Origin of the sequence: Granulicella aggregans (assembly GCF_014203275.1) — a bacterium.
Lineage (GTDB): Bacteria > Acidobacteriota > Terriglobia > Terriglobales > Acidobacteriaceae > Edaphobacter.
The window spans coordinates 78,929-97,813 of record NZ_JACHIP010000009.1; the positions used below are offsets into that span (position 1 = coordinate 78,929).

General features: G+C 54.6%; 22 protein-coding genes and 1 pseudogene. 12 read left to right on the forward strand and 11 right to left on the reverse strand.

The window, feature by feature from the left end:
* Nucleotides 1–251: 251 nt before the first annotated feature.
* A complete protein-coding gene (locus HDF16_RS23360; protein WP_221313048.1) occupies nucleotides 252–1,226 on the reverse strand; it encodes an NADP-dependent oxidoreductase in 975 nt (324 codons plus the stop codon).
* Nucleotides 1,227–1,391: 165 nt separating this feature from the next.
* Between HDF16_RS23360 and HDF16_RS23365 the strand changes: the two genes are divergently transcribed.
* Nucleotides 1,392–2,015: a TetR/AcrR family transcriptional regulator gene (locus HDF16_RS23365; protein WP_184222178.1), complete on the forward strand. Its 624-nt coding sequence runs from the start codon at nucleotides 1,392–1,394 to the stop codon at nucleotides 2,013–2,015.
* Between the two features lie 239 nt (nucleotides 2,016–2,254).
* Here HDF16_RS23365 and HDF16_RS23370 read toward each other — a convergent pair whose 3' ends face one another.
* The 5 genes from HDF16_RS23370 to HDF16_RS31990 form a co-directional block, all read right to left on the reverse strand.
* Nucleotides 2,255–3,004 carry an SDR family NAD(P)-dependent oxidoreductase gene (locus tag HDF16_RS23370; protein ID WP_184222180.1) on the reverse strand — a complete coding sequence of 250 codons (750 nt, stop codon included), beginning with the start codon at nucleotides 3,002–3,004 and terminating at the stop codon, nucleotides 2,255–2,257.
* A gap of 64 nt (nucleotides 3,005–3,068) precedes the next feature.
* Nucleotides 3,069–3,260, reverse strand: a complete 192-nt coding sequence (locus tag HDF16_RS23375) for a hypothetical protein (RefSeq protein ID WP_184222182.1) — start codon at nucleotides 3,258–3,260, stop codon at nucleotides 3,069–3,071.
* Nucleotides 3,261–3,530: 270 nt separating this feature from the next.
* Nucleotides 3,531–4,223 (reverse strand): alpha/beta hydrolase, encoded by a 693-nt coding sequence (locus tag HDF16_RS23380; RefSeq protein WP_246409813.1) that lies wholly within the window; start codon nucleotides 4,221–4,223, stop codon nucleotides 3,531–3,533.
* 166 nt (nucleotides 4,224–4,389) lie between these two features.
* A complete protein-coding gene (locus tag HDF16_RS23385; RefSeq protein WP_184222184.1) occupies nucleotides 4,390–5,145 on the reverse strand; it encodes a glucose 1-dehydrogenase in 756 nt (251 codons plus the stop codon).
* Nucleotides 5,146–5,421: 276 nt separating this feature from the next.
* Nucleotides 5,422–5,652 carry a winged helix-turn-helix transcriptional regulator gene (locus HDF16_RS31990; RefSeq protein ID WP_432432272.1) on the reverse strand — a complete coding sequence of 77 codons (231 nt, stop codon included), beginning with the start codon at nucleotides 5,650–5,652 and terminating at the stop codon, nucleotides 5,422–5,424.
* A gap of 269 nt (nucleotides 5,653–5,921) precedes the next feature.
* Here HDF16_RS31990 and HDF16_RS31995 point away from each other — a divergent pair, with 269 nt between their 5' ends.
* Both HDF16_RS31995 and HDF16_RS32000 read left to right on the forward strand, forming a co-directional pair.
* A complete protein-coding gene (locus HDF16_RS31995; protein WP_184222188.1) occupies nucleotides 5,922–6,338 on the forward strand; it encodes a TetR/AcrR family transcriptional regulator in 417 nt (138 codons plus the stop codon).
* A gap of 21 nt (nucleotides 6,339–6,359) precedes the next feature.
* A complete protein-coding gene (locus HDF16_RS32000; RefSeq protein WP_184222190.1) occupies nucleotides 6,360–6,524 on the forward strand; it encodes a hypothetical protein in 165 nt (54 codons plus the stop codon).
* 37 nt (nucleotides 6,525–6,561) lie between these two features.
* Here the strand turns inward: HDF16_RS32000 and HDF16_RS23405 are convergent, their stop codons facing one another.
* Entirely contained in the window at nucleotides 6,562–7,476 is a 915-nt protein-coding gene (locus tag HDF16_RS23405; RefSeq protein ID WP_184222192.1) for a helix-turn-helix domain-containing protein, read from the reverse strand.
* Nucleotides 7,477–7,951: 475 nt separating this feature from the next.
* On the opposite strand from HDF16_RS23405, the gene HDF16_RS23410 reads away from it, so the two are divergent.
* Nucleotides 7,952–8,305, forward strand: coding sequence for a response regulator (locus HDF16_RS23410; protein ID WP_184222194.1), 354 nt, complete (start codon nucleotides 7,952–7,954; stop codon nucleotides 8,303–8,305).
* 115 nt (nucleotides 8,306–8,420) lie between these two features.
* Nucleotides 8,421–9,077, forward strand: coding sequence for a TetR/AcrR family transcriptional regulator (locus HDF16_RS23415; RefSeq protein WP_184222196.1), 657 nt, complete (start codon nucleotides 8,421–8,423; stop codon nucleotides 9,075–9,077).
* A 36-nt stretch (nucleotides 9,078–9,113) separates the two neighbouring features.
* On the opposite strand, the gene HDF16_RS23420 is transcribed toward HDF16_RS23415, so the two are convergent.
* The 3 genes from HDF16_RS23420 to HDF16_RS23430 form a co-directional block, all read right to left on the reverse strand.
* Nucleotides 9,114–9,305, reverse strand: coding sequence for a response regulator transcription factor (locus HDF16_RS23420; RefSeq protein ID WP_221313050.1), 192 nt, complete (start codon nucleotides 9,303–9,305; stop codon nucleotides 9,114–9,116).
* Nucleotides 9,306–9,380: 75 nt separating this feature from the next.
* On the reverse strand, nucleotides 9,381–10,259 hold the full coding sequence (locus tag HDF16_RS23425) for an NmrA family NAD(P)-binding protein (RefSeq protein WP_184222198.1): 879 nt from the start codon (nucleotides 10,257–10,259) through the stop codon (nucleotides 9,381–9,383).
* A gap of 125 nt (nucleotides 10,260–10,384) precedes the next feature.
* Nucleotides 10,385–11,398: an alpha/beta fold hydrolase gene (locus HDF16_RS23430; RefSeq protein WP_348641405.1), complete on the reverse strand. Its 1,014-nt coding sequence runs from the start codon at nucleotides 11,396–11,398 to the stop codon at nucleotides 10,385–10,387.
* Nucleotides 11,399–11,623: 225 nt separating this feature from the next.
* Here HDF16_RS23430 and HDF16_RS23435 point away from each other — a divergent pair, with 225 nt between their 5' ends.
* The 4 genes from HDF16_RS23435 (at nucleotide 11,624) to HDF16_RS23455 (ending at nucleotide 15,921) form a co-directional block, all read left to right on the forward strand.
* Complete coding sequence (locus tag HDF16_RS23435) at nucleotides 11,624–12,322, forward strand: MFS transporter (RefSeq protein ID WP_184222201.1); 699 nt, start codon at nucleotides 11,624–11,626, stop codon at nucleotides 12,320–12,322.
* Nucleotides 12,323–13,295: 973 nt separating this feature from the next.
* The gene (locus HDF16_RS31365) at nucleotides 13,296–14,471 is read left to right on the forward strand and encodes a TolC family protein (RefSeq protein WP_184222205.1); all 1,176 of its coding nucleotides are present in this window, start codon (nucleotides 13,296–13,298) and stop codon (nucleotides 14,469–14,471) included.
* Nucleotides 14,462–14,725 (forward strand): TolC family protein, encoded by a 264-nt coding sequence (locus tag HDF16_RS31370; protein WP_281383552.1) that lies wholly within the window; start codon nucleotides 14,462–14,464, stop codon nucleotides 14,723–14,725. Before HDF16_RS31365 ends, HDF16_RS31370 begins: the two co-directional genes overlap by 10 nt.
* Nucleotides 14,725–15,921: an HlyD family secretion protein gene (locus tag HDF16_RS23455; RefSeq protein WP_184222207.1), complete on the forward strand. Its 1,197-nt coding sequence runs from the start codon at nucleotides 14,725–14,727 to the stop codon at nucleotides 15,919–15,921. The genes HDF16_RS31370 and HDF16_RS23455 overlap by 1 nt, the downstream gene beginning before the upstream one ends.
* A 53-nt stretch (nucleotides 15,922–15,974) precedes the next feature.
* Here the strand turns inward: HDF16_RS23455 and HDF16_RS23460 are convergent, their stop codons facing one another.
* On the reverse strand, nucleotides 15,975–16,142 hold the full coding sequence (locus HDF16_RS23460) for a hypothetical protein (protein WP_184222209.1): 168 nt from the start codon (nucleotides 16,140–16,142) through the stop codon (nucleotides 15,975–15,977).
* A 411-nt stretch (nucleotides 16,143–16,553) separates the two neighbouring features.
* Here HDF16_RS23460 and HDF16_RS23465 point away from each other — a divergent pair.
* From HDF16_RS23465 to HDF16_RS23475, 3 genes and pseudogenes are all read left to right on the forward strand, one after another.
* Nucleotides 16,554–17,366: pseudogene (locus HDF16_RS23465) on the forward strand (NmrA family NAD(P)-binding protein); the annotation flags it as partial.
* A gap of 127 nt (nucleotides 17,367–17,493) precedes the next feature.
* Nucleotides 17,494–18,126, forward strand: coding sequence for an RNA polymerase sigma factor (locus HDF16_RS32005; RefSeq protein WP_432432268.1), 633 nt, complete (start codon nucleotides 17,494–17,496; stop codon nucleotides 18,124–18,126).
* A 58-nt stretch (nucleotides 18,127–18,184) separates the two neighbouring features.
* A complete protein-coding gene (locus tag HDF16_RS23475) occupies nucleotides 18,185–18,868 on the forward strand; it encodes a hypothetical protein (protein ID WP_184222213.1) in 684 nt (227 codons plus the stop codon).
* Nucleotides 18,869–18,885: the final 17 nt, after the last annotated feature.

Consider the following 18,885-nt stretch of genomic DNA (forward strand, 5'->3'; position numbering starts at 1 on the left):
GAAGCAAAATGAACCTGGCAATCCCCGGAACTAGTCGGGTTCCAAGGATGGAAGGACGTGATGAGATTCAGCACCCTGTATATAAGCCATAGACGGCGATGTCCTCGCAATTGCTAGGACATCGTCTCATTCTTACCTGTTTAAAAGCTACGTTGAATGCAGAGGTCCTAGGGCCCGAAGATTCACTCTTCCGTCAAAGATGCATCGGACGGCTCTTTCAAGAAGGTTGGGAGTCGCCTTCTCGCGCAGACCTATACGTTTCCAGCATTCGAAGTTCCTGGCAGCAGCACGAGCTTGCCATGTGCCTTCTTGCTCATGCTGCTCTCTGCTGCCTCACGCCAATCTTCCAAAGCAAACGTTCGAGCGATCGGAATCGAGAAACGGCCTTCGGCGGCGAGTTGCGCATAGTGCCCAAGAACGTCGTATCGTGGGCCACCAGATCTCTGCTCCTTCCACGCGGTGCGGACGCCGATGCCCGCTTCGTCCCGATCCGCAAAGCTGAACACACGCTTCGGATCGCCGTCCACGATCTTGACCAGATCGGGGAGACTACCTTTGACCTGAGCGGCATGTAGCGCAAAGTCAGGCGCTCCGTCTGCAAGTTCGCGAACGCGCTCAACCATTCCTTCGCCATAGGGCGTGACCTCCGCTCCTAGGTCACGCAGGCGATCGGCAAAGGTCTCACCTGCCGAGGCGATGACATTCGCGCCACGAAGCAAGGCGATTTGAACGGCAGCAAATCCCGTCATGGTTCCACCGCCGTTCACCATAAGGGTCTGGCCGGCAGTCAGCGGCAGAAGATCGATACTGCGCGCTGCCGTCTCCACCGCCATAGGCAGGGCCGCTGCCTCGGTGATGTCTAGGCCCTCTGGAATAGGCAGGAAGACTTTGAGGATGGCGTACTCGGCAGCTCCTCCGGTGGGTTGGCCTATGTAGTCCGGAACGCCAAATACTAGATCGCCGACGTTGAAGCTCGTGACACCCTCGCCAAGTGCGTCCACGGTTCCGGCGACATCGAATCCAATCCCTTTTGGCGGAGGGACTGGCAGAAATCCCTCGCAGACCGCCCAATCCGCAGGGTTGAGAGCACAAGCGTGAACCCGCACACGGAGTTGTCCGGTGCCAGGGATGGGGATAGCGACGTCCTCCAGGCAGAGCACATCGAGTGGCTTGCCTATGGTTTTGAAGTAGAGCGCTTTCATCATAGTCGGCTTGGGATTGGTCATAAGGTTCTCCGTTGATGTGGCTCGCCGAGTCGAACTGAGGCTCAACGAGCGGATGAAGGTCATACAATCCCGGCCGTGAACTAGAATTGTCAGTGACTGACACAATACCCAGTCACTGACAGATGGTACACGTATCGTCAGTCACTGACAATAAGGCGGAGACCCATGCCAAGGAACAGGGAGGAAGTACGGAAGCGTCTTCAATGGGCGGCACTGGAGCTGTTCCGCGAGCGCGGGTATGAGGAGACCACGGCGGCTGAGATTGCCGCGAAGGCGGGCGTGACAGAGCGGACGTTCTTCCGTCACTTTCCAGACAAGCGAGAGGTATTATTCGACGGTGGCGCTGCGTTCATTGAAGCGGTGACGGAGGCGGTACGAGACGCTCCTAAAACACTTGGCCCATGGGATGCTCTGTTTTTCGCGTTCGACTCGGTGAAGCAGATGTTCATTGAGAACCGGCCCTTCACTGAGCCTCGTCAACGCGTGATTGCCAGCAGCCAGGCATTACAGGAACGCGCGACAGACAAGACCAGAGCGTTGACTGCCGCCCTGGCATCGGCACTATGCGAGCGTGGCCTGACGGTTCCGCAGGCAAATCTTGCGTCACAGATGGGCATGGCTACGCTCAGCCATGGCGTCTCGGCATGGTTCAACGACGGTTCGATTGATTTGGGCGAGCACATCGTCAGAGCCTTCCAAGAGGCGCGCGATCTCTCTTCGTCGAATTTAGCAATTGCTAAGGGGACACGGAGAACGCAACGCATACAGGAGAAGGCGAAGCTAACTTGAGCTGGATGTAGCTTTGATCTGTCTCCCGGCGCAACAAGATCAGGAACGATAAAGCGGTATCTCGTCAGCGACCTCTCCGGGTTGCTTGCTGAACAACTCGTTTCGTAACAGCCTCGTTCCTGCTTCTGCATTGTCCCCTTTGCTGCCTGCGGCGCTCTAGTGACGAAAGGGTGTTGCCCGACTGAGGGAGAAACGGATCCCCTTACAATCCTCAAAGAGAACACGAACGATGGACCATGCTAGACCTGCCCCAGACCGCCATCGACAAAGATTTCAGTTCCAGTGATGTAGCTGCTGTCATCAGAGGCAAGGAACAAGACCGCCTTCGCGATCTCATCTGGATGGCCGGTTCGGCCGACTGGAACTGCCTTCGCTAAGTTGGTCATACGCTGTTGGCCGACCGGCGAAGTCCCTACCAACTCGCGGAATCCCTCCGTGTCAATCGACCCTGGACTGACGACGTTGACACGGATCTTGCGATCCTTGAGGTCTGTCGTCCAAGTCCGCGCGAAAGATCGGATAGCAGCTTTGGAAGCCGCGTACACCGAATTAGATGAGAAGCCCTTGCTCCCGACTACGGAACTGGTCAGGACGACCGTCGAGCCCTCTCGCATCAGCGGTAAAGCCTTCTGCACACTGAAAAGCAAACCCTTCACGTTTGCGTTGAAGATTCGTTCAAAATGCGCTCCGTCGATCTGGCCCATGGGTGCGTATTCCGCCGTTCCTGCGTTCGCGAAGACAATATCAAGTCTTCCGAACTCCTTTGTAATTTGATTGAAGAGTCGATCGAGGTCGGCCATATCTGCGACGTTTCCTTGTACGCCGATACATCCTTTACCGATCTTCGTCACGGCTTCTTCAACCTTGTCTTTGCGGCGCCCGGTTACGTAGATCTGTGCCCCCTCGGCTACAAAGAGCCTTGCAGTAGCAAAGCCAATTCCGCTCGTGCCGCCGGTGATCAGAGCAACTTTTCCATCGAGCTTTCCCATGCCACTCCCCTTTATGTTGTCGATCTGTCCGGCGATAGCCTTGACCCTCGCGGTATGACTACTTCTAACCCTTTGGTTTAAATGTCGATACTTCTACCGTTTCGACCTTCTCTCGCATGCCTTTGCGAAAGGGGGTCTCGTCAACTTTCAATTGAGGCTTGAGCTCTTCAGGTCTTGGTTGATGAACATGCTCTTCAACCAATTTTGTCTGCAGTGCCTCTTCAAGATCAGGGCGGTTCGTGATGTTTTCCTTCATTGTTTTTCTCTCAAGGAGATCGAAAGAGCCTCCCAGGGTTGGCGTACCTTCGCAGCGAAAAGGAAGAAGTCGAACAATCAGCTTCCGAATAGAGGAGGGCAGGTGTGAGGCAGTTGGCGCATCAGCTCACTTGAACAACGCGCCAGCGCCTTCCAACCGGCACTCTTTACTTGTCGAAAGATTGACTGGCCCGAACAATAACGTCTGTGACCTCGTCTGGTTTAGCCAGGATGATCACGTGGCACGAATCAGCGGTGATGGTGACGGCATTCATGCGTTTTGACATGAACTCTTCCAACTGTGGCTGAATGATGCGATCTCGCCCTGCAATGATGAACCAGGATGGCTTGGTCCGCCATGCTGCGCCGTGACCGGTGTACCCAACACATCTTGGGCTGTTGGGCCTTGAGTCGCGATAAGCGTCGTCTTCTCTCTCAGAGGTAGATCTTCTGCGAAGTCGGTCAAGATTCCTTTTGGCAGCAGCTTCAGGTTTCCGAGAGAGTCTGACGTGATCAAATTGTCCGCAGCTATGGGGGCAGGTGGATACATGGAATTGAGCGTCACAGCCGACTCGCCCGCGTCTGGTGCGTACGCCGCCACGTATACCAAGCCAATAACTTTTGGATCATTTCCAGCTTGTGTGATGACGACTCCGGCATATGAATGACCTACGAGGAGTACCGGCGGAGGCGCAATCGCGATCGCACGCTCTACCGTGGCAACATCGTTGGCCAGAGACGTCAGCGGAAGCTGGACCGCCACCACGTTGAGACCCTTCTCCTCCAGACGCGGGATGACCTTTGTCCAGGATGAACCGTCCGCCCATGCCCCATGAACGAGCACCACTGTTCCTATCTTGCTGGGTTTGGACTCTTGAGCCGCTGCTTGTCCTGTTGTACAAAGAAGTGCTGCGACCGCAATGCCGGCGGCGATGCCGATGCTGAGTATCTTGAAGGTTTTCATGTTCTCTCCTGTTTCCGGGTTGACTTGTATTAGGGGAGCAATCACTCGGTGAGGGTCAGTGGTTGCCGAATCGGATGAAATGCTCAGTCAACCCTCCACTAGAAACGTAGACAGCATGACCCGTGATCAAGAGAGCGCATCCGGAGCGATGGCGAACTGCTTGGTTTTATTGCAGTCCGCCCGAGGCTTGTATGATTTGCCCGGTGACCCAGCGTGATTTGTCAGAGGCAAGAAAGGTAACGACATCCGCAACGTCCTGGGTCGTTCCAGCGCGCCCCAGTGGCGTTTGGGCAACAAGGTCAACCACAAAGGCCGTCTCAGAATTCATTCCCAAGGCACTGACACCCTCGGTCAGTACAATCCCGGGATTTACCGAGTTCACTCGGATACCGCGCCTGCCTAGTTCTTTGGCGAGAACATGGGTGATGGAATCGGAGGCTGCTTTGGTTGCCGTGTACATCACCGTGCCAGGCAGATTGAGAGTCGTACCGGCGGTGCCGATGTTGATGATGCTTCCGCCGGCGTCGCCAAAGCGGAGAGAACCTTCCTTGCACATCAGAAGTGTTCCTAAGACATTCGTATCGAATTGCCTCCGGTACTCTGCCTCTTCGATCTCCGCGAGAGGACCAAACGTGTAAACGCCTGCGTTATTGACGAGGATGTCTACCTTACCGAAAGCCGCAATCGCCTCCTCGAAGATCCGCCTCACCTCCGAGAGGTGACTGACTGATCCCTGAATTGCTATCGCAATGCCGCCCGCTGCAGTGATTGCGGCCACAGTCTTTTCCGCACCGGTTTTGTCTGAAACATAATTCACGACTGTTAACGCCCCTTCGGCTGCCAGCGCTTTTGCGATGGCCGAGCCGAACCCCTTGGAACTTCCGGTGACGATCGCGACTCTGCCGTCTAGATCCTTATGCATGAGGACTCCCTATATCTTTCGAGCGCCGAACTCGTCGGTCATTTCCTAGACTACGAATCTGGCTTCAAGGCGTCTTGGCAAATAGGCTTCAGGATTGTTCGAAACAATCGACAAAGTGACGCGAGTCTGCACAATCCTCAGAATGGCAATGTCAGGTTCACCGATCAAGCCCGCGAAGGAGTGATCTTCGCTCTTGCTTTCAAGATCATTCCCCAAGCGGCGAGATGATCCAAGATGGCCCAGATTGTCTCGCTCGTGTCATCGACAAAGTCGTATTCAACATGAAGCAAGGTATCGCTCAAAATCCCTTCTCACAACGATGCGTGCGGACTCCAAGGATCCAAGATTGGCTCTTAGTGCCTTCTTCGACGCCTTGGGAATGAGCCTCATGAGTCGGCTGAGGCGAACGGGTTCCGGTCGCATGGCGCATAGGATTTCCAGGCTCCGTTTGCCCTGTAGGACCGCTTTTACTCCGAAACCCGTTGAATGTAATCTGGCCTTCGTGATAGGCCTGCATCAGTCGCCTCAAGTTCAAGCAACACTCGGGCTCTTTAAATAACACGACCAGTCGTATTATTTTGCCGTCTCACTCAGCAATTGTGTATGACAACTTCTTCTTTGACGATGTCTTCAGACAAAACTCAGCGCGATAAGCCAAGCATTAGGCTGATCGGCACCATATCGTTATCTGGTTGCCATTGTGGCCTTGGCGCAAAAAATCGAGCAGCCTCTGCGAGGGTGTTCACCTTCTGTCAACGCTGAAGGATCGAGCGAGCATGACTGTAAGAAACAATGAGCAGGGGACGCGGTCGCACATACTTCAAGCTGCATTCGAGATCGTCTGTATCTATGGGTTTTCCGGAGTGACATTAGGGAATCTCGCAAAACACATAGGAATGTCGAAGAGTGGCCTCTTTGCTCATTTCAAATCGATAGAGCAACTTCACCGGGAGCTGATCAAGCACATTGGTACTGTCTTTCGCTCGGAGGTTGTGTCCCCAGCTCTCAATGTTGCCGAAGGGCTCCCTCGATTGGAAGCCACCATCTCGAACTGGCTGACGTGGGCGTCTCGTCCGACGGCGTTGGGCGGCGCTCCGCTCCTAGCCGGCTTTTTCGAATTCGATGACCGTGAAGGTTCGGTCCGAGATTCTCTCTTAGAGGAAGGAGTTCGTTGGTGTACTCACCTGCGGTAGCTCGTTACCCAGGCCATCGCAATGGACGACTTCCGCCAGGATCTTGACGCGGAGCAGTTTGTCTTCGAGCTTTGCGGTATCTACTTCAGCTTCCATGTCTCGGAGCGCTTCATGCGCGATTCAGGCTCGCGTGGTTTCGCAACACTGGCTGTCGAAGAACTCATCAACCGCGCACGCAGGCGTTAGCGAGTCATTCGATATGCAAACTCCACAACAAGGGGGATTAGACCTTGAAGTTCCTACGCCAACGGCCGGGGCTGGTGCCAGTGAGCTTGGCGAATGTCCGATTGAACGACGCTTGGTCACAAAATCCGGCGCGGAAGGCAATCTCTATAAGGGATTCATTGGAGTTGAGAAGAAGTTGTTTAGCGTGATCGACTCGCTGATCGATAACCCAGCGGTGAACTGGAAGTCCAAAGGTTTTCTTGAAGGACCGCGCGAAATGGCTCACAGACAAGCGGCACTCTTTGGCAATTACCGCCAGCTTGACATCGTCGTACGTTCCCTTTGACAAGAGCTCCATCGCCCGCCGCCTCTGCCAGGTGGAGAGACCGCCGCTATGTACCTCTTCGTCCTTCGGACGGGAGCTCCAAAGATGAACCACATGTGAGCAAAAGAGCATCACAAAATGATTCATGAAGGTGGACGAGAAGAGAGAGGGCGCTTCGATACAGGGAATGATAAGGCTCGTAAGCTGAGCAAAGACCGGAGACTCACTCAAATCCCCATGGCATTCAATGGAGAGTCGAGGCAGCCCGTTCGCGTCGGTGAAGTCGTTGAGCGTTGTCCGCGGAAGATGGAACTGCACGGAATCGCACGTATGAGCCACCTCAGGCGAAAGTGCCCATTCAGCGTCGATACTGAGGTTTTTGCCAGTGTCGATCTTGGTATCGGCAGAAACATCAAGCAGCCACCGTTGTTGCACGCGGGCAGAGTTGAGATGGACCGTGACGACCAGCCTTGGCAGATGAACGTAGTCAACCGAAGCATTTGTCGTTCGGATGTGAGGCAATAGAGGTATCACCGCTGTTCTGCCGCGCATCTCTAATGCGGACCGGATGTACATGGTGTTTCCGATTGACGGGAGCAAACCTCCATTAAGGTCCTGATACGGCTGTGGGTTACGTCTGTCGTTCATGTCCGTCACCGCCTTATGATCTGGTGTAATCGATAATACGACCAGTCGTACGCGCTAAACGTGAAAAGGAATTACCCATTCGTGGGGGGGCTTTTAGGGTGTTTCCTCCCTTTCTGGAACGAGACCAGTCCAGGGAGACCGCCCAATCTGTTGATAGGCAACAGGTTGCAGTGAACCGAACCAGCAGAATTCGACGAACCATCGATGGAAATCGGAACCCACAACCATGCGTGCGCCTTTCGAGCCTGTTCCGCTAAAAGCCGAATGATTTTGACAAGAGAATTTAGGCGTACGTCGGTTAACGTTGCGGTAGTCAATTGACACAAGGCGAACGACTCAATAGCCCCACCGTCTCGACAGTTCTCTTGGCCTCCCTCAATTCAGTAAGAAGCACGCGTATAGATCGGTTCGCACTTGGAGGTTTAGGTTGGCGAGAAGAGACGATACCTCATCAGCCGGACACCGGATCTTATGTGTGGATGACGATCTTGTATGCCTCCAGCTCTGTCAGACTCTTCTTGAAAGCAACGGGTACACCGTGATCATCTCCGATCGACCGTTCGAGGCTTTGAAACAAGACTTCGACGCTGTCGACCTAGCGTTTGTGGATTACGACATGCCTGAGATGAACGGCAGAGAGTTGCTGCTCAGAATGCGCGCGTCAAACGCGACATTTCCCATTGTTCTCCTGAGCGGGCAAGCCTATACCTTGCCGTTCGAGGTGCGCGTCCTCTTCTCAGCTTGCATCGATAAGGGCTCGCCGGTACGAGAGATGCTCGAGATCATCGAGCGGTTTCGGACCCAGGGAGACGTGGAGGATTGGGGTTAAGCAGGGTGCATCCGGCTCTCAGACCTGAATTGCAGGTCGGTTTTCATGCCAACCAGCACTAGATCAGCGACAGGTGGCCTCAGCTTCGCTATGATTGCACTGTAAACGGAGTGCCATGGCAAACACCGGAACTCGCGAGAAGATCATAGAGGCAGCATATGTCCGATTCTATGAGTTCGGATACAACGGCACGAGTGTACAAGACATACTCGATATGGTCGGCGTTCCCAAGGGAACCTTCTACAACTATTTTAAGAGTAAAGAACTTTTAGGCCTGGAGGCGCTCGATCTCTATGCTTGCGTCGCCGACAAGGTGTTCACGCCACCCGACGTCGCACAAGGATCGCCCAGGTCGAAGAAACCTCAGCCATCGGAGATTGCACGCCTACGCGACCAATTTGAGGAAGCTCTTAGGTTTCAGCAGAGGCAGAAGATCTCTCTCGGCTGCCTTATGGGAAACTTCACCGCGGAATCTTCTGCATTGCCAGAGAGCTTCGGGAAGTTGATCGAAAAGAGCTTTAATCGTTGGATTGCCGCGGTCTCTGCTTCCCTCCGAGCAGCTCAAGTGAGTGGGGAAGTTGCCCAGTCGCATGATCCGGATAGTCTTGCCAGATACCTGATGGCGGCATGGTTCGGCTCGTTGCTGTTGATGAAGAATTCGCAAAACAAGACACCGATCGATGATTTCTTCAGACTATCCTTTGATACGCTCCTGAAAAGTCAGCCACCGCTAACCAAAAGGAAAGTGCCGCAACGTCGCAAGGGGAAGTGAGATGCCTCGATCTCGGTGCGGAGATGAGATGATACGTTATCCGTCGAGGAAACCACGCCTCATCGCGATCGTAACGGCATGAGTGCGATCGTTCGCGGAGAGCTTGGTAAGAATGCTACTCATGTGATTCTTGACCGCGTCTTCCGAGACAGTGAGGCGCGCTGCGGTGAGTTTATTCGAGTGACGGCCCGCAACGAGTCGCAGGACCTGGATCTCTCGCGTCGTCAAAACAGTATCGCCAACATGCTCCGCGATGAGCTTCGCGATTTCCGGAGGAATGCAGCGCTTCCCCTATGCACTGCTCTAGGCGAACAGACCTTTATTCTGCAAAATAAACTCCCTCATTCCTAGTGGCTTCCTAAGCGTGATCTTCTCTACCCAGTCGTTTGTTCCTGAGAACAGTCCTTCGCGACACTCCTGTGCGACGGAAGCGATGTGCTGCTGGTTAAACGTCTTCGATCCTACTGTTTTCTCCCAAACCGGCATAAACTCCTTGATCTCAAGGGCCTGATAGGTGATCTTTCGTCCGAGGATCTCCGTCAGGAGGTCGGCCACTTCGTATTCCGAGAGCTCCGTCGGACCGTAGAGTGGATAGATCTTTCCCGCATGCCCGGTCGGATCGTTGAGAATGGCAGAGATGACGCGTCCCTGATCCTCAGCGGCGATCGGCGCATAACGGGCGTCGCCAAAAGGAAGGGGAAGAACACTGTCCTTCTGAATGCTTTCCGCGAAATAGATCAACCATTCGGCAAAGAAGGTGGGACGCAGATGCGTGACTGGAATGCCTGAGCGATCGAGCAGTCGTTCAGCTATCCAATGATTCCTAGCAGCCACGCTTTTGGAAATCCTGCGTGCTGATATCTGCGACATGTTCACGATGGTGCCGACGCCGGCGTCCAAAGCAGCCTGCGTGAAGAAGGCAGTCGATTCGATGATCCCCGGTATCTGAATTGGATAGCAGAAATATGCCCCCGTAATTCCAAGCAGAGCCTTGTCGAGGACTGCAAAGTCGAGCAGATCACCTTCGACGATTTCCGCGCCTTGGGCGCGCAGTTGCTCCGAGCGGGCATCGATTCGGTGGACCAATGCCCGGACCGGAATGCCTAGTCCCAGTAGATTGGCGGCGGCCGCGCTGCCGGTAACACCGGTCGCCGCCGTGATGAGTATCTTCTTGTTTCCCATGTGATTCCCCTTCCGTGTTTGAAGTTCGTTCTTCGTCGCGAGCCAAATTTGCCGTTTGCCGCGGCAAATCAATGGAGATGAGCGTGAATTGCGTGCCTACCCCTGGTGACGGTTTCTTGGCTCGATTAGCGCTCCGCCAAAAGGTAGCGTCCGACATCTTCTGGCAGATCAAGTTGCGGCCAATGGCCGGCATCGAGCAGATGTACTGAGGCTCCTTCGAAGTGGCCAGCAAGATTTTGCGCGACGCCGACATTGAGATACGCGTCGCTCTTTCCCCAAACAATGGTCGTCGGAATGCCCAACTCTGCTAGCTTGCTCACTTGCTGATTGTTCGCAGCGATCTGGGGACGAAGATCTGCAGCTAAAGCCGCGAAGGCAGGTCCGGCACTCGGATGTTGAGCAAAATTGTTGAAGATGAGCGGCTGTACCAGCTTGTCAATGACGTCGATCTGGGCTTGCGAGACGCCAATTTCAAACTGTAGCTGCTGAAACCTCAGAAGAAACGCGAGCTGCTTGGGGTCGGAAGCCATAGCCAGTCCAAAGGCGCGTGTCTGAGGTAACGAAAAAAGTTCGATCAGTTCTGGTATACGGAGCGTCGGCGCATCTGCATAGAAGGTGTTCAAAAGAACGAGCCCTGCAATCAACTTGGGTTTCGACAAGGTGAAGTTGATAGCGGCCACGCCACCGGCATCGTGGGCGACCGGCACAATGCTGTCGAGTTTGAGGAAGTCGGCAACCGCGTGCAGATCCCCGAGTTGCTGTTTGAAGCCATAGTCGACTCCGGCAGGTTTCTCGGAAGCCCCAAAGCCAAGAAAATCGAAGGCTACGACATGACGGCCAGCAGCTACGAGAACTGGAATAAGCAGGTCATAGATATGCAGATTGTCAGGATAGCCGTGCAAGAGAACAAACGTTGGCCCCTGCCCCCCGTATTCGCGGGCATACAGGAAATGGCCATCTCGTGGAACGCGGTGTTCTACGAACGGAGGTATAGACTCGGAACCCTTTGCTTGCGATACTCCTACCACACCCGAGAGGTTTTCAGGTTGGTGCTTGTCCACCATTGCTCTTGTGGATGACGGCGCTACGAGCCAGGCTGTTGCTGCACCAATTCCGGAGACTATCTCTCGTCTGTTCATCTTTCGCTACCCTTCAGAGCGCGCGCTCATTGTGAGATTGTGGCGCGGCATACCACCTGACCATAGAATTCCCCAGGACACGGGTCTTCCCAAATAAGCTCATGCTTTGACGGGAAGAGCCTAAGATTGCGCGCGCTTGACCATGAAACAGCTTTTGAGTTGGAAATGGAAAAATTCGGTACTTTCTACAAAGAGATGTCTCTCGCCAACCCTTAGTGTCGAGCGATGACACAGCCAGCTCATGCGTCGCCAATCGGGACTGTCGGTGCTGACAAAACAGGGGAAGTCAGTAGGGCCGCCACGCTTGCCGCGCTGACACTTGCCAGCGCGGCGGAGACTTGGACCACGTCTGGCGTGAGTCTGACTCTTACGGATCTTACGGGCACGCTGAGCGCCTCCAGCGACCAGGCTAGTTGGGCCCTAACGGTATACATGGCTGCGTTTGCCGTCTCTATCGCGCTGTCAGATCGCCTCTCCCTCAAATACGGAAACCGGCACTTCCTCACAGCTTTGTCTCTGTCTTATGCGGTCGCGTCGGTGGGGTGTGCACTCAGTACCGACCTGAGTACCTTTCTTCTCTTTCGCGCTATAGCCGGATTCGCGGGCGGAGCGTTTCTTGTCCGTGCATTCGTTTTCTTCACACAGCAATATGAAGCTACGGTTCGTCCTACACCGCTGGTCGGTTACGCCATCGCCTACTTTTTTGTTGGTAGGTTCTTGTCGCCGGTGGTGTGTGGGTGGCTCGCAGATGTTGCATCGTGGAGATTCCTATTTGGAATACCAACCATCCTGATGCTTACGGCCGCGTGGTTGTTTGATCGGTATGGAGCGAATCACTGGGCGAAGGAGGATTCGCGTAAGCCTCTCGACTCAATTGGCATAGGACTTCTCATTCTCGGTGCTATATGTCTGCAACCGCTCTGAGCCGCGGCGAGGTAGACGGTTGGTTTGAGTCTTCGACTCTCACCACCTTTTTCCTCGTTGGGGTCACCGCAAACTCGGTCTTTGTGCTGTGGGAACTGTCTTCCTGGAATAGATATCCTCTGCTTGATTTTGCTATCCTTCGCAATTCTCTAGCTCGCGGGGGCGCCATCCTGGGCTTTCTGGTCGGAGTGTTGCTGGCCGGCAGCCTCTACGTCATTCCCCAGTATTTGCGGAATCTTGAAGTTCATTCTGCTCTTCAGACAGGTGTACTTCTCAGCATTGGCGGTGCCTCCTCTGTCCTCGTGCTTTGCTGCTTCCGTTCAATCATTCCCCTCTTCGCGAAGATTGGCGGGACGGGCGTACTTCTTTTTGCTCTAGCCGTGGAAATAGCTTCGCAACTCCTCTTTGCGCATTTCGTAACGACTGATACCCCCGATCTAGATCTGTGGCTGCCCTTGGCACTAAATGGGATATTCATTGGACTGTCTGTCCCTACCCTTGGGATTGTGGCGTTCGCAACGGTCGACAACCAAAAGGCTTCGAATGGTCGCGCGATGTATTACGGATGCAGACAACTCGGCGCATCCGTGGGGGTCACCTTATCGGCAGTTCTCATCGACCGAAGGATGTCACTTCATTCGTCGAGGCTTCTCGACGCCTTTGTCAATCGGAATCTTTCCGTGCTTGGTCAAGCTTCATATCTCAGTGACAGAGCACTGTCTGCGATGGTCCGGAAGCAGAGTTCGGTATTGAGTTATGCCGATACGTTTTACACGATGGCGTTTGTGGCCGCGATCACTGTATTCTTCGTTCCACTTCTTTCCTCTCGTGCGGCGGCCCCGTCACCCGTGCGAAATTCTCTCGACGAACCAGTCCCTGCCAGCCTCCTGCAAGCCGCTGGAGGGCGCAGATGAAGAGGTCATTGTGGTCGTATGGTCATAAAGTTTGTTTCACTCTCGGTGTCGCAATTTGCTTGACAACAAATGGTCGAACGCAAAGTACCGGAAGCGGGAGCTCCCCGCAAAATACGGTCGACACCCCTCGTCCCTTCAACCCCGGTCAGAACACCACCAACCCAAGCGCATTCGCCGTGCAGTCGCAGAATCCCTTCCTTGGAAGCGTGCCGACAGGACGGGTGGTCCCCGGGGTTCTTCAGCTCTCTTTACGCGCCGCCGTAGATTTAGCGCTTCGGACAAACCTTGGTTACATCGACTCAGAACAGGATCACCAGCGGTCGCGTGCTGCAAGGCTCCGCGCTCTCTCGACGTTGCTTCCGCAGATTGGGGTCGAATCCACTGAGGACTACAGAAATCTCGTGATGGACGCCTTGGGCACGGAGAAGCTTGGCGTACCGCACGTTGTCCAAGGCTATAACTACCAGACGGCTCACGCCACACTCCAACAGCGAGTTGTAGATGTCCAGGCACTGCATGATGTGAAAGCTTCGAGCAAAGAGATGGAGGCTTCGGCTGCATCGATGGCTGACGCCAGGAATATCGTCGTTCTCGCCTCAGTCAGTTCTTACCTTCTAGTCGAAGCGAGTCAAACTAGGCTCGAAACCGCACGGGCGCAATTCGCAACCGCCAAAACCATTGATTCCATTCTGTCGAGCAGAGTTGTACATGACCTTTCTCCTCAGATTGACGAAATACGAGCGAACGTCGCTATGCGTTCTGCGGATCTTCGGGTGACTCTCGCGACGACCACGCTGGAGAAGGACAAGCTAGCTCTAACTCGGATCATTGGTCTTCCTATCGAACAAGAATTCACGTTGACTGATGGTTTGACCTTCCTCGAAGGCCCTCCCACCGACAAGGCGGAACTGCTATCGAAAGCCACAGAAAAGCGCCAAGATTTGCGAGCCGCTAGCGCCCGCCTCGATGCAGCTGAGCAGAGTGTTAAGGCGGAACGAGCACAGCGGTTGCCGTCCGTGGAGATACTCGCCAATGGCGGCGAAACAGGCATCACCTATGGACACCCCTATCGGGACTATGACGTGGAAGGGAGGATCTCAGTTCCTATCTTTACTGGGAGGCGAATCGAGGCGGATGTCCTGGACGCAAAGGCAACCGCCGACCGCGGAGAGCCGAGTTCGCGGACACGCGGGCAAGGGCAGTATTCGATGTCCGGACGGCCCTTCTGGATTTGACAGCTGCCAGCAAGAGCGTCGAAGTCTCCCTGGAAAATCAAGCCTTGGCCGTCGAGGGCCTACGCCAGGCAAAGGACCGATTCGACGTTGGTGTATCGAATGCGGCCGATCTCATCCAAGCTCAGCAGTCCGCGGCTGAGGCAGAGGATAACCGGATCGCCAGCATTTATGCTCACCAGGTCGCGAAGCTGATGCTGATCCGAGCGACCGGCACAGCAGAACAAGACTACGTATCGTACCTGGGGGTGCACTGATGTCATTGACCGAGACCAAGAGCAGGAAGGCTAGCAACACTCTGCTCGTTGCACTATTCGTCGCGGTACTGATAAGCGCGCTCGTGGGCTGGCACTTTGTGCTCCATACCAACGAGGTGAGCACAGATGACGCGCAGATAGACGGGCACGTTCACCCGATCAACACTCGAATCGGAGGAACCATCACCTGGGTGAACCCAAATGTTGAAGATACCTACTACGTGACGGCGGGCACCGTGATCGCACATTTGGATCCCAACGACTATCAACCAACCGTCAATCGATTAGAAGGCGATGTACAGGCGTCCGTAGCGCAGGAGCGGGCAGCAGCGCTAAACCTTCCTATCGCTTCAGAGACCGCTCTGAGCAGGCTGACCTCAGCTCAGGCCTCGCTTGTAGAAGCAGAGGCAGACTTGGAATCTGCCTTTTCTCAAAAGACCGCAGCCGAAGCAACGGTTGCTCAGACCGAGGCGAACTATCGCAGAGCAGAAGATGATAGGGTCCGATATCAAGCACTTGTGGCGACACACGAGATCTCACGATCCGAGTACGATCAGCGCGAGGCGGACTCTAAAGGTACGGGGGCACTCCTCGCCGCCGCTCAGGCCAACAGCGCCGGTGCCGATCAAAAGATCGAGGCTGCGCGCCAAAAAATCAAAGAGCGGCAGAGTGATCTTCGCATGGCCGAAACCGCTCCAGAGTCGATCGCGAGTGCGCGTGCAAACATGCTCCGCGCTTCAGGTGAAACGAAGAAATCTCAAGCCGCGCTTTGGAATGCGCAGCTTGACCTCGGCTACACAAACCTGGCCGCACCTGTCAGTGGAATCGTGGGTCGTAAATCTATGGAAGTTGGACAGCGAGTGGCCGCCAATCAATTGATGCTAACTCTCGCACCGCCTAAGGACGTGTGGGCCATTGCCAACTTTCGGGAAACGCAGATGAAGAAGATGCGCATCGGCCAGCCTGCAACTGTGCACGTCGATTCGATAGGTCGTGATTTCCAAGGAACTGTAGAAAGTATCGGAGGGGCTACCGGGTCCAAGTACTCAGTGATCGCCCCAGACAATGCAACCGGCAACTATGTGAAGGTAGTGCAGCGCATCCCTGTGCGGATTCGGCTGAATGGTCTCGAAGCGGCAGGTCCGCTCTTGTTACCCGGTATGTCGATCGAAGTTTCAGTTCGAGTGAGTCCATAGCTTATGGTCTGACGTGTCCTCACCTCTATCCGCGAAATCTCTAATACGCGAGCCTAGAGATGGCGTATGAGTACGAAGAACACAAGCACCGCGAGAACCACCATCCCCACCAGCATAGTCGACACAAAGATCAGCGCGCCGCGTTCTCTTGCAGGGGTCGGAGGTGTGATACCGACGGTGAGGATAAACGCTTGTGAGATGGCTCGCAGCGGATTTTTCATGGTGGGTAGGGTCGCTTGATCTATCGCAGATAGATGCCGTACAAGCAGCAACGATAGAAGAACAAGGGGTGGAGTTCTTTGCGAAAACGACTTTCATTTGTCGCAGACGATAGGGATCACCACCAAGCGCTAGCGCGGGAGAACTTCGCCTAAAAGAACGAAACTTTTTGGCAGCAGCACTGCCAAAATGCAGTGCGATTTGAAAATCCTTCTAGGAGCAAGGTCGGTAGTCTCGTTGTATTGGCAACCGGGACATTGTCTTTGGTAGCTGGTCTGGTATCTGTTCAACCAGAGCGGAACAAGGGAGATCAAATGACAAAGTCAAAGCTTTTGGTGACCGGCGCAACCGGGGGAACCGGCGGCTGGGCCACCCGCTTCCTTCGCAATGAAGGGCATTAAGTACGAGCATTTGTTCAGAAGGACGACGCGCGCGCCGACGAATTACGCTCCCTAGGGGCAGAGATCGCAGTAGGCAATCTACTGGATATCGATAGCGTTCGCGCGGCGATGGAAGGCGTTGGTGCTGCGTATTTCGTCTACCCTCTGGCCCCACAACTTCTTGAGGCAACGGTCGCTTTCGCACAGGCCGCAAAGGAAGCAGGGGTGGGTGCCATCGTCTACACCTCCCAGATGACCTCAAGGCGCGATTCTAAGAGCCATGCGGCTCAGAGTCATTGGCTCGCTGAACAGGTGTTTGATTGGTCCGGTGTGCCTGTGACCCACCTTCGGCCGACCCTATTTGCTGAGTGGTTGCTCTATCCCTTCTCGTGGAAGGATTATGCGAGAAAGGATACATTGGCCCTGCCGTTTGGTCGCGGGAAGTTTGCGCCCATCGCTTCAGAAGACCAAGGGCGCGTGATTGCCAAGATCTTGGCTGACCCCGCTCCCCATGCCGGCCATCTCTACAAGCTGCTTGGGCCGGTCGAGCTTGACGTTTACGGGATAGCCGCCGCCGCGAGTGAAGTGTTAGGACGCACCATCACATACACTCCGCTCGAAGTCGATGAGTTCCTTGCGATTCTTGCGAAGATCCCAGACTATTCCTCGCCCTTCTTTACCCAACACATCGGGGCCGTAGCCTTGGATTGCCAAAATGGCATAACCGGCGGAACGAATGACGATGTTGAGCGCATCACGGGCCGCCCCCCCATGACCATCCAGGAATTTGTCGCCAAGCATAAGGCTGCGTTTGAGGTCCCCCCGAACTCTAAAACGATCAGTTAGAGCTGGCCCAGCCGGCCTCTTCCGGACGGGCCAGTCGAAGGCCGGCTACCATTCCGCTTGAGCTCAGGGCCTAATATCTAAAGTCGCGTACGTGACGACCAGTCATTTCTTACCAGAGGGCCGCTAAATGAACAATAGACTTGGATCATCGAACGCGGCTCCAGGGTCCGGCTCGGGTGTAAAGACCGAATACGTACCTGACGATCGCCTTGTGGAACTGATCAGAATAGGAAGTCACGAAGCGTTCGAGATTCTTCGAGGTAGGCATGAGAAGCGTCTATTGAAAACCGCGATCCACATCTTGAGGAATAGAGAAGATGGCGAAGACGCGGTACAGGAATCCTTCCTGAAAGCCTATCGGCGAATCGAGACGTTCAGTGGAAGATCTACCGTGTCGACCTGGCTTACTCGGATCGTCATTAACACCTGCTTGATGCAGCTGCGAAAGCAGCGAACGAGACCCACTGTATCTCTTGATGAGCCCAACGAGCTCGGCCTTTCAAGGTGCGACGGAGTACCCGATCGTTCAATCAACATCGAGGCTTCTTACGTCGGATGGGAGAGGCGTAAGTTATTGTCAATTGCAGTGTCACGATTGAAGCCCTCACTCCGTTCGGTAGTCGATGCCTACCGCCAACACGACTACACGATGGCCGAACTCGCGGAACAAAGTGGCTTGTCGGTTCCTGCCGCTAAGTCTCGTCTACGGCGGGCACGTCAAACTCTGGAGAGATCCCCGGTGATGAACGCATGTCGATAATATTCTCCTCGATGTCATTGCACGCATTGCCACAGATTCGGATCCAAGGAGTTCGCCGATGAATTACCTTCCGCTTCCTATCATTGTCTTCTTTCTGGGAGTCACCGCTCTAGCCCTCTTCCTGTTCGGCAGAGCCGTCCGTGGGTCCAAGTCGGCGATCTTGTTTTCGCTGGTTTGGATGGTGTTGCAGTCGGCTATCGCACTCAGTGGCTTTTACCTGATCACCAACACGATTCCACCACATTTCATCCTTGCGATCGCACCGCCGGTGATCCTGATTGCCGGCTTGTTCCTCACTGAAGCCGGTCGACGTTTCGTTGATCGGATGGACCTGAAGTGGTGCATCCTCGTGCACGCCATCCGTATCTTTGTGGAAGCCACTCTCTACTGGTTACTCCTCTATAAGCAGGTACCTGCACTGATGACGTTTGAGGCTGGAAATGTCGATATCCTGGCCGGGCTGACGGTGCCATTCGTCTGGTGGGCGTTCAGCAACCGAAGGATCGGAAGGAGAGGTTTGTTCATTTGGAACGCCCTCTGTCTACTCAGTGTGCTTAATGCCCTTGCCCGAGCGATGCTCTCTGCACCGTTCCGCTTTCAGCGCTTCGCCTTTGAGCAGCCGACGATCGCTATTCTTCATTTCCCATTCGTTCTGTTGCCCGCATTCATCGTTCCAGTTGTTCTGCTGTGCCATTTTGCGGTATTCAGAAAGCTGACTTCTTCGATGAGCTTGCCAGAATAACGTAGCGAGTCTGGCTC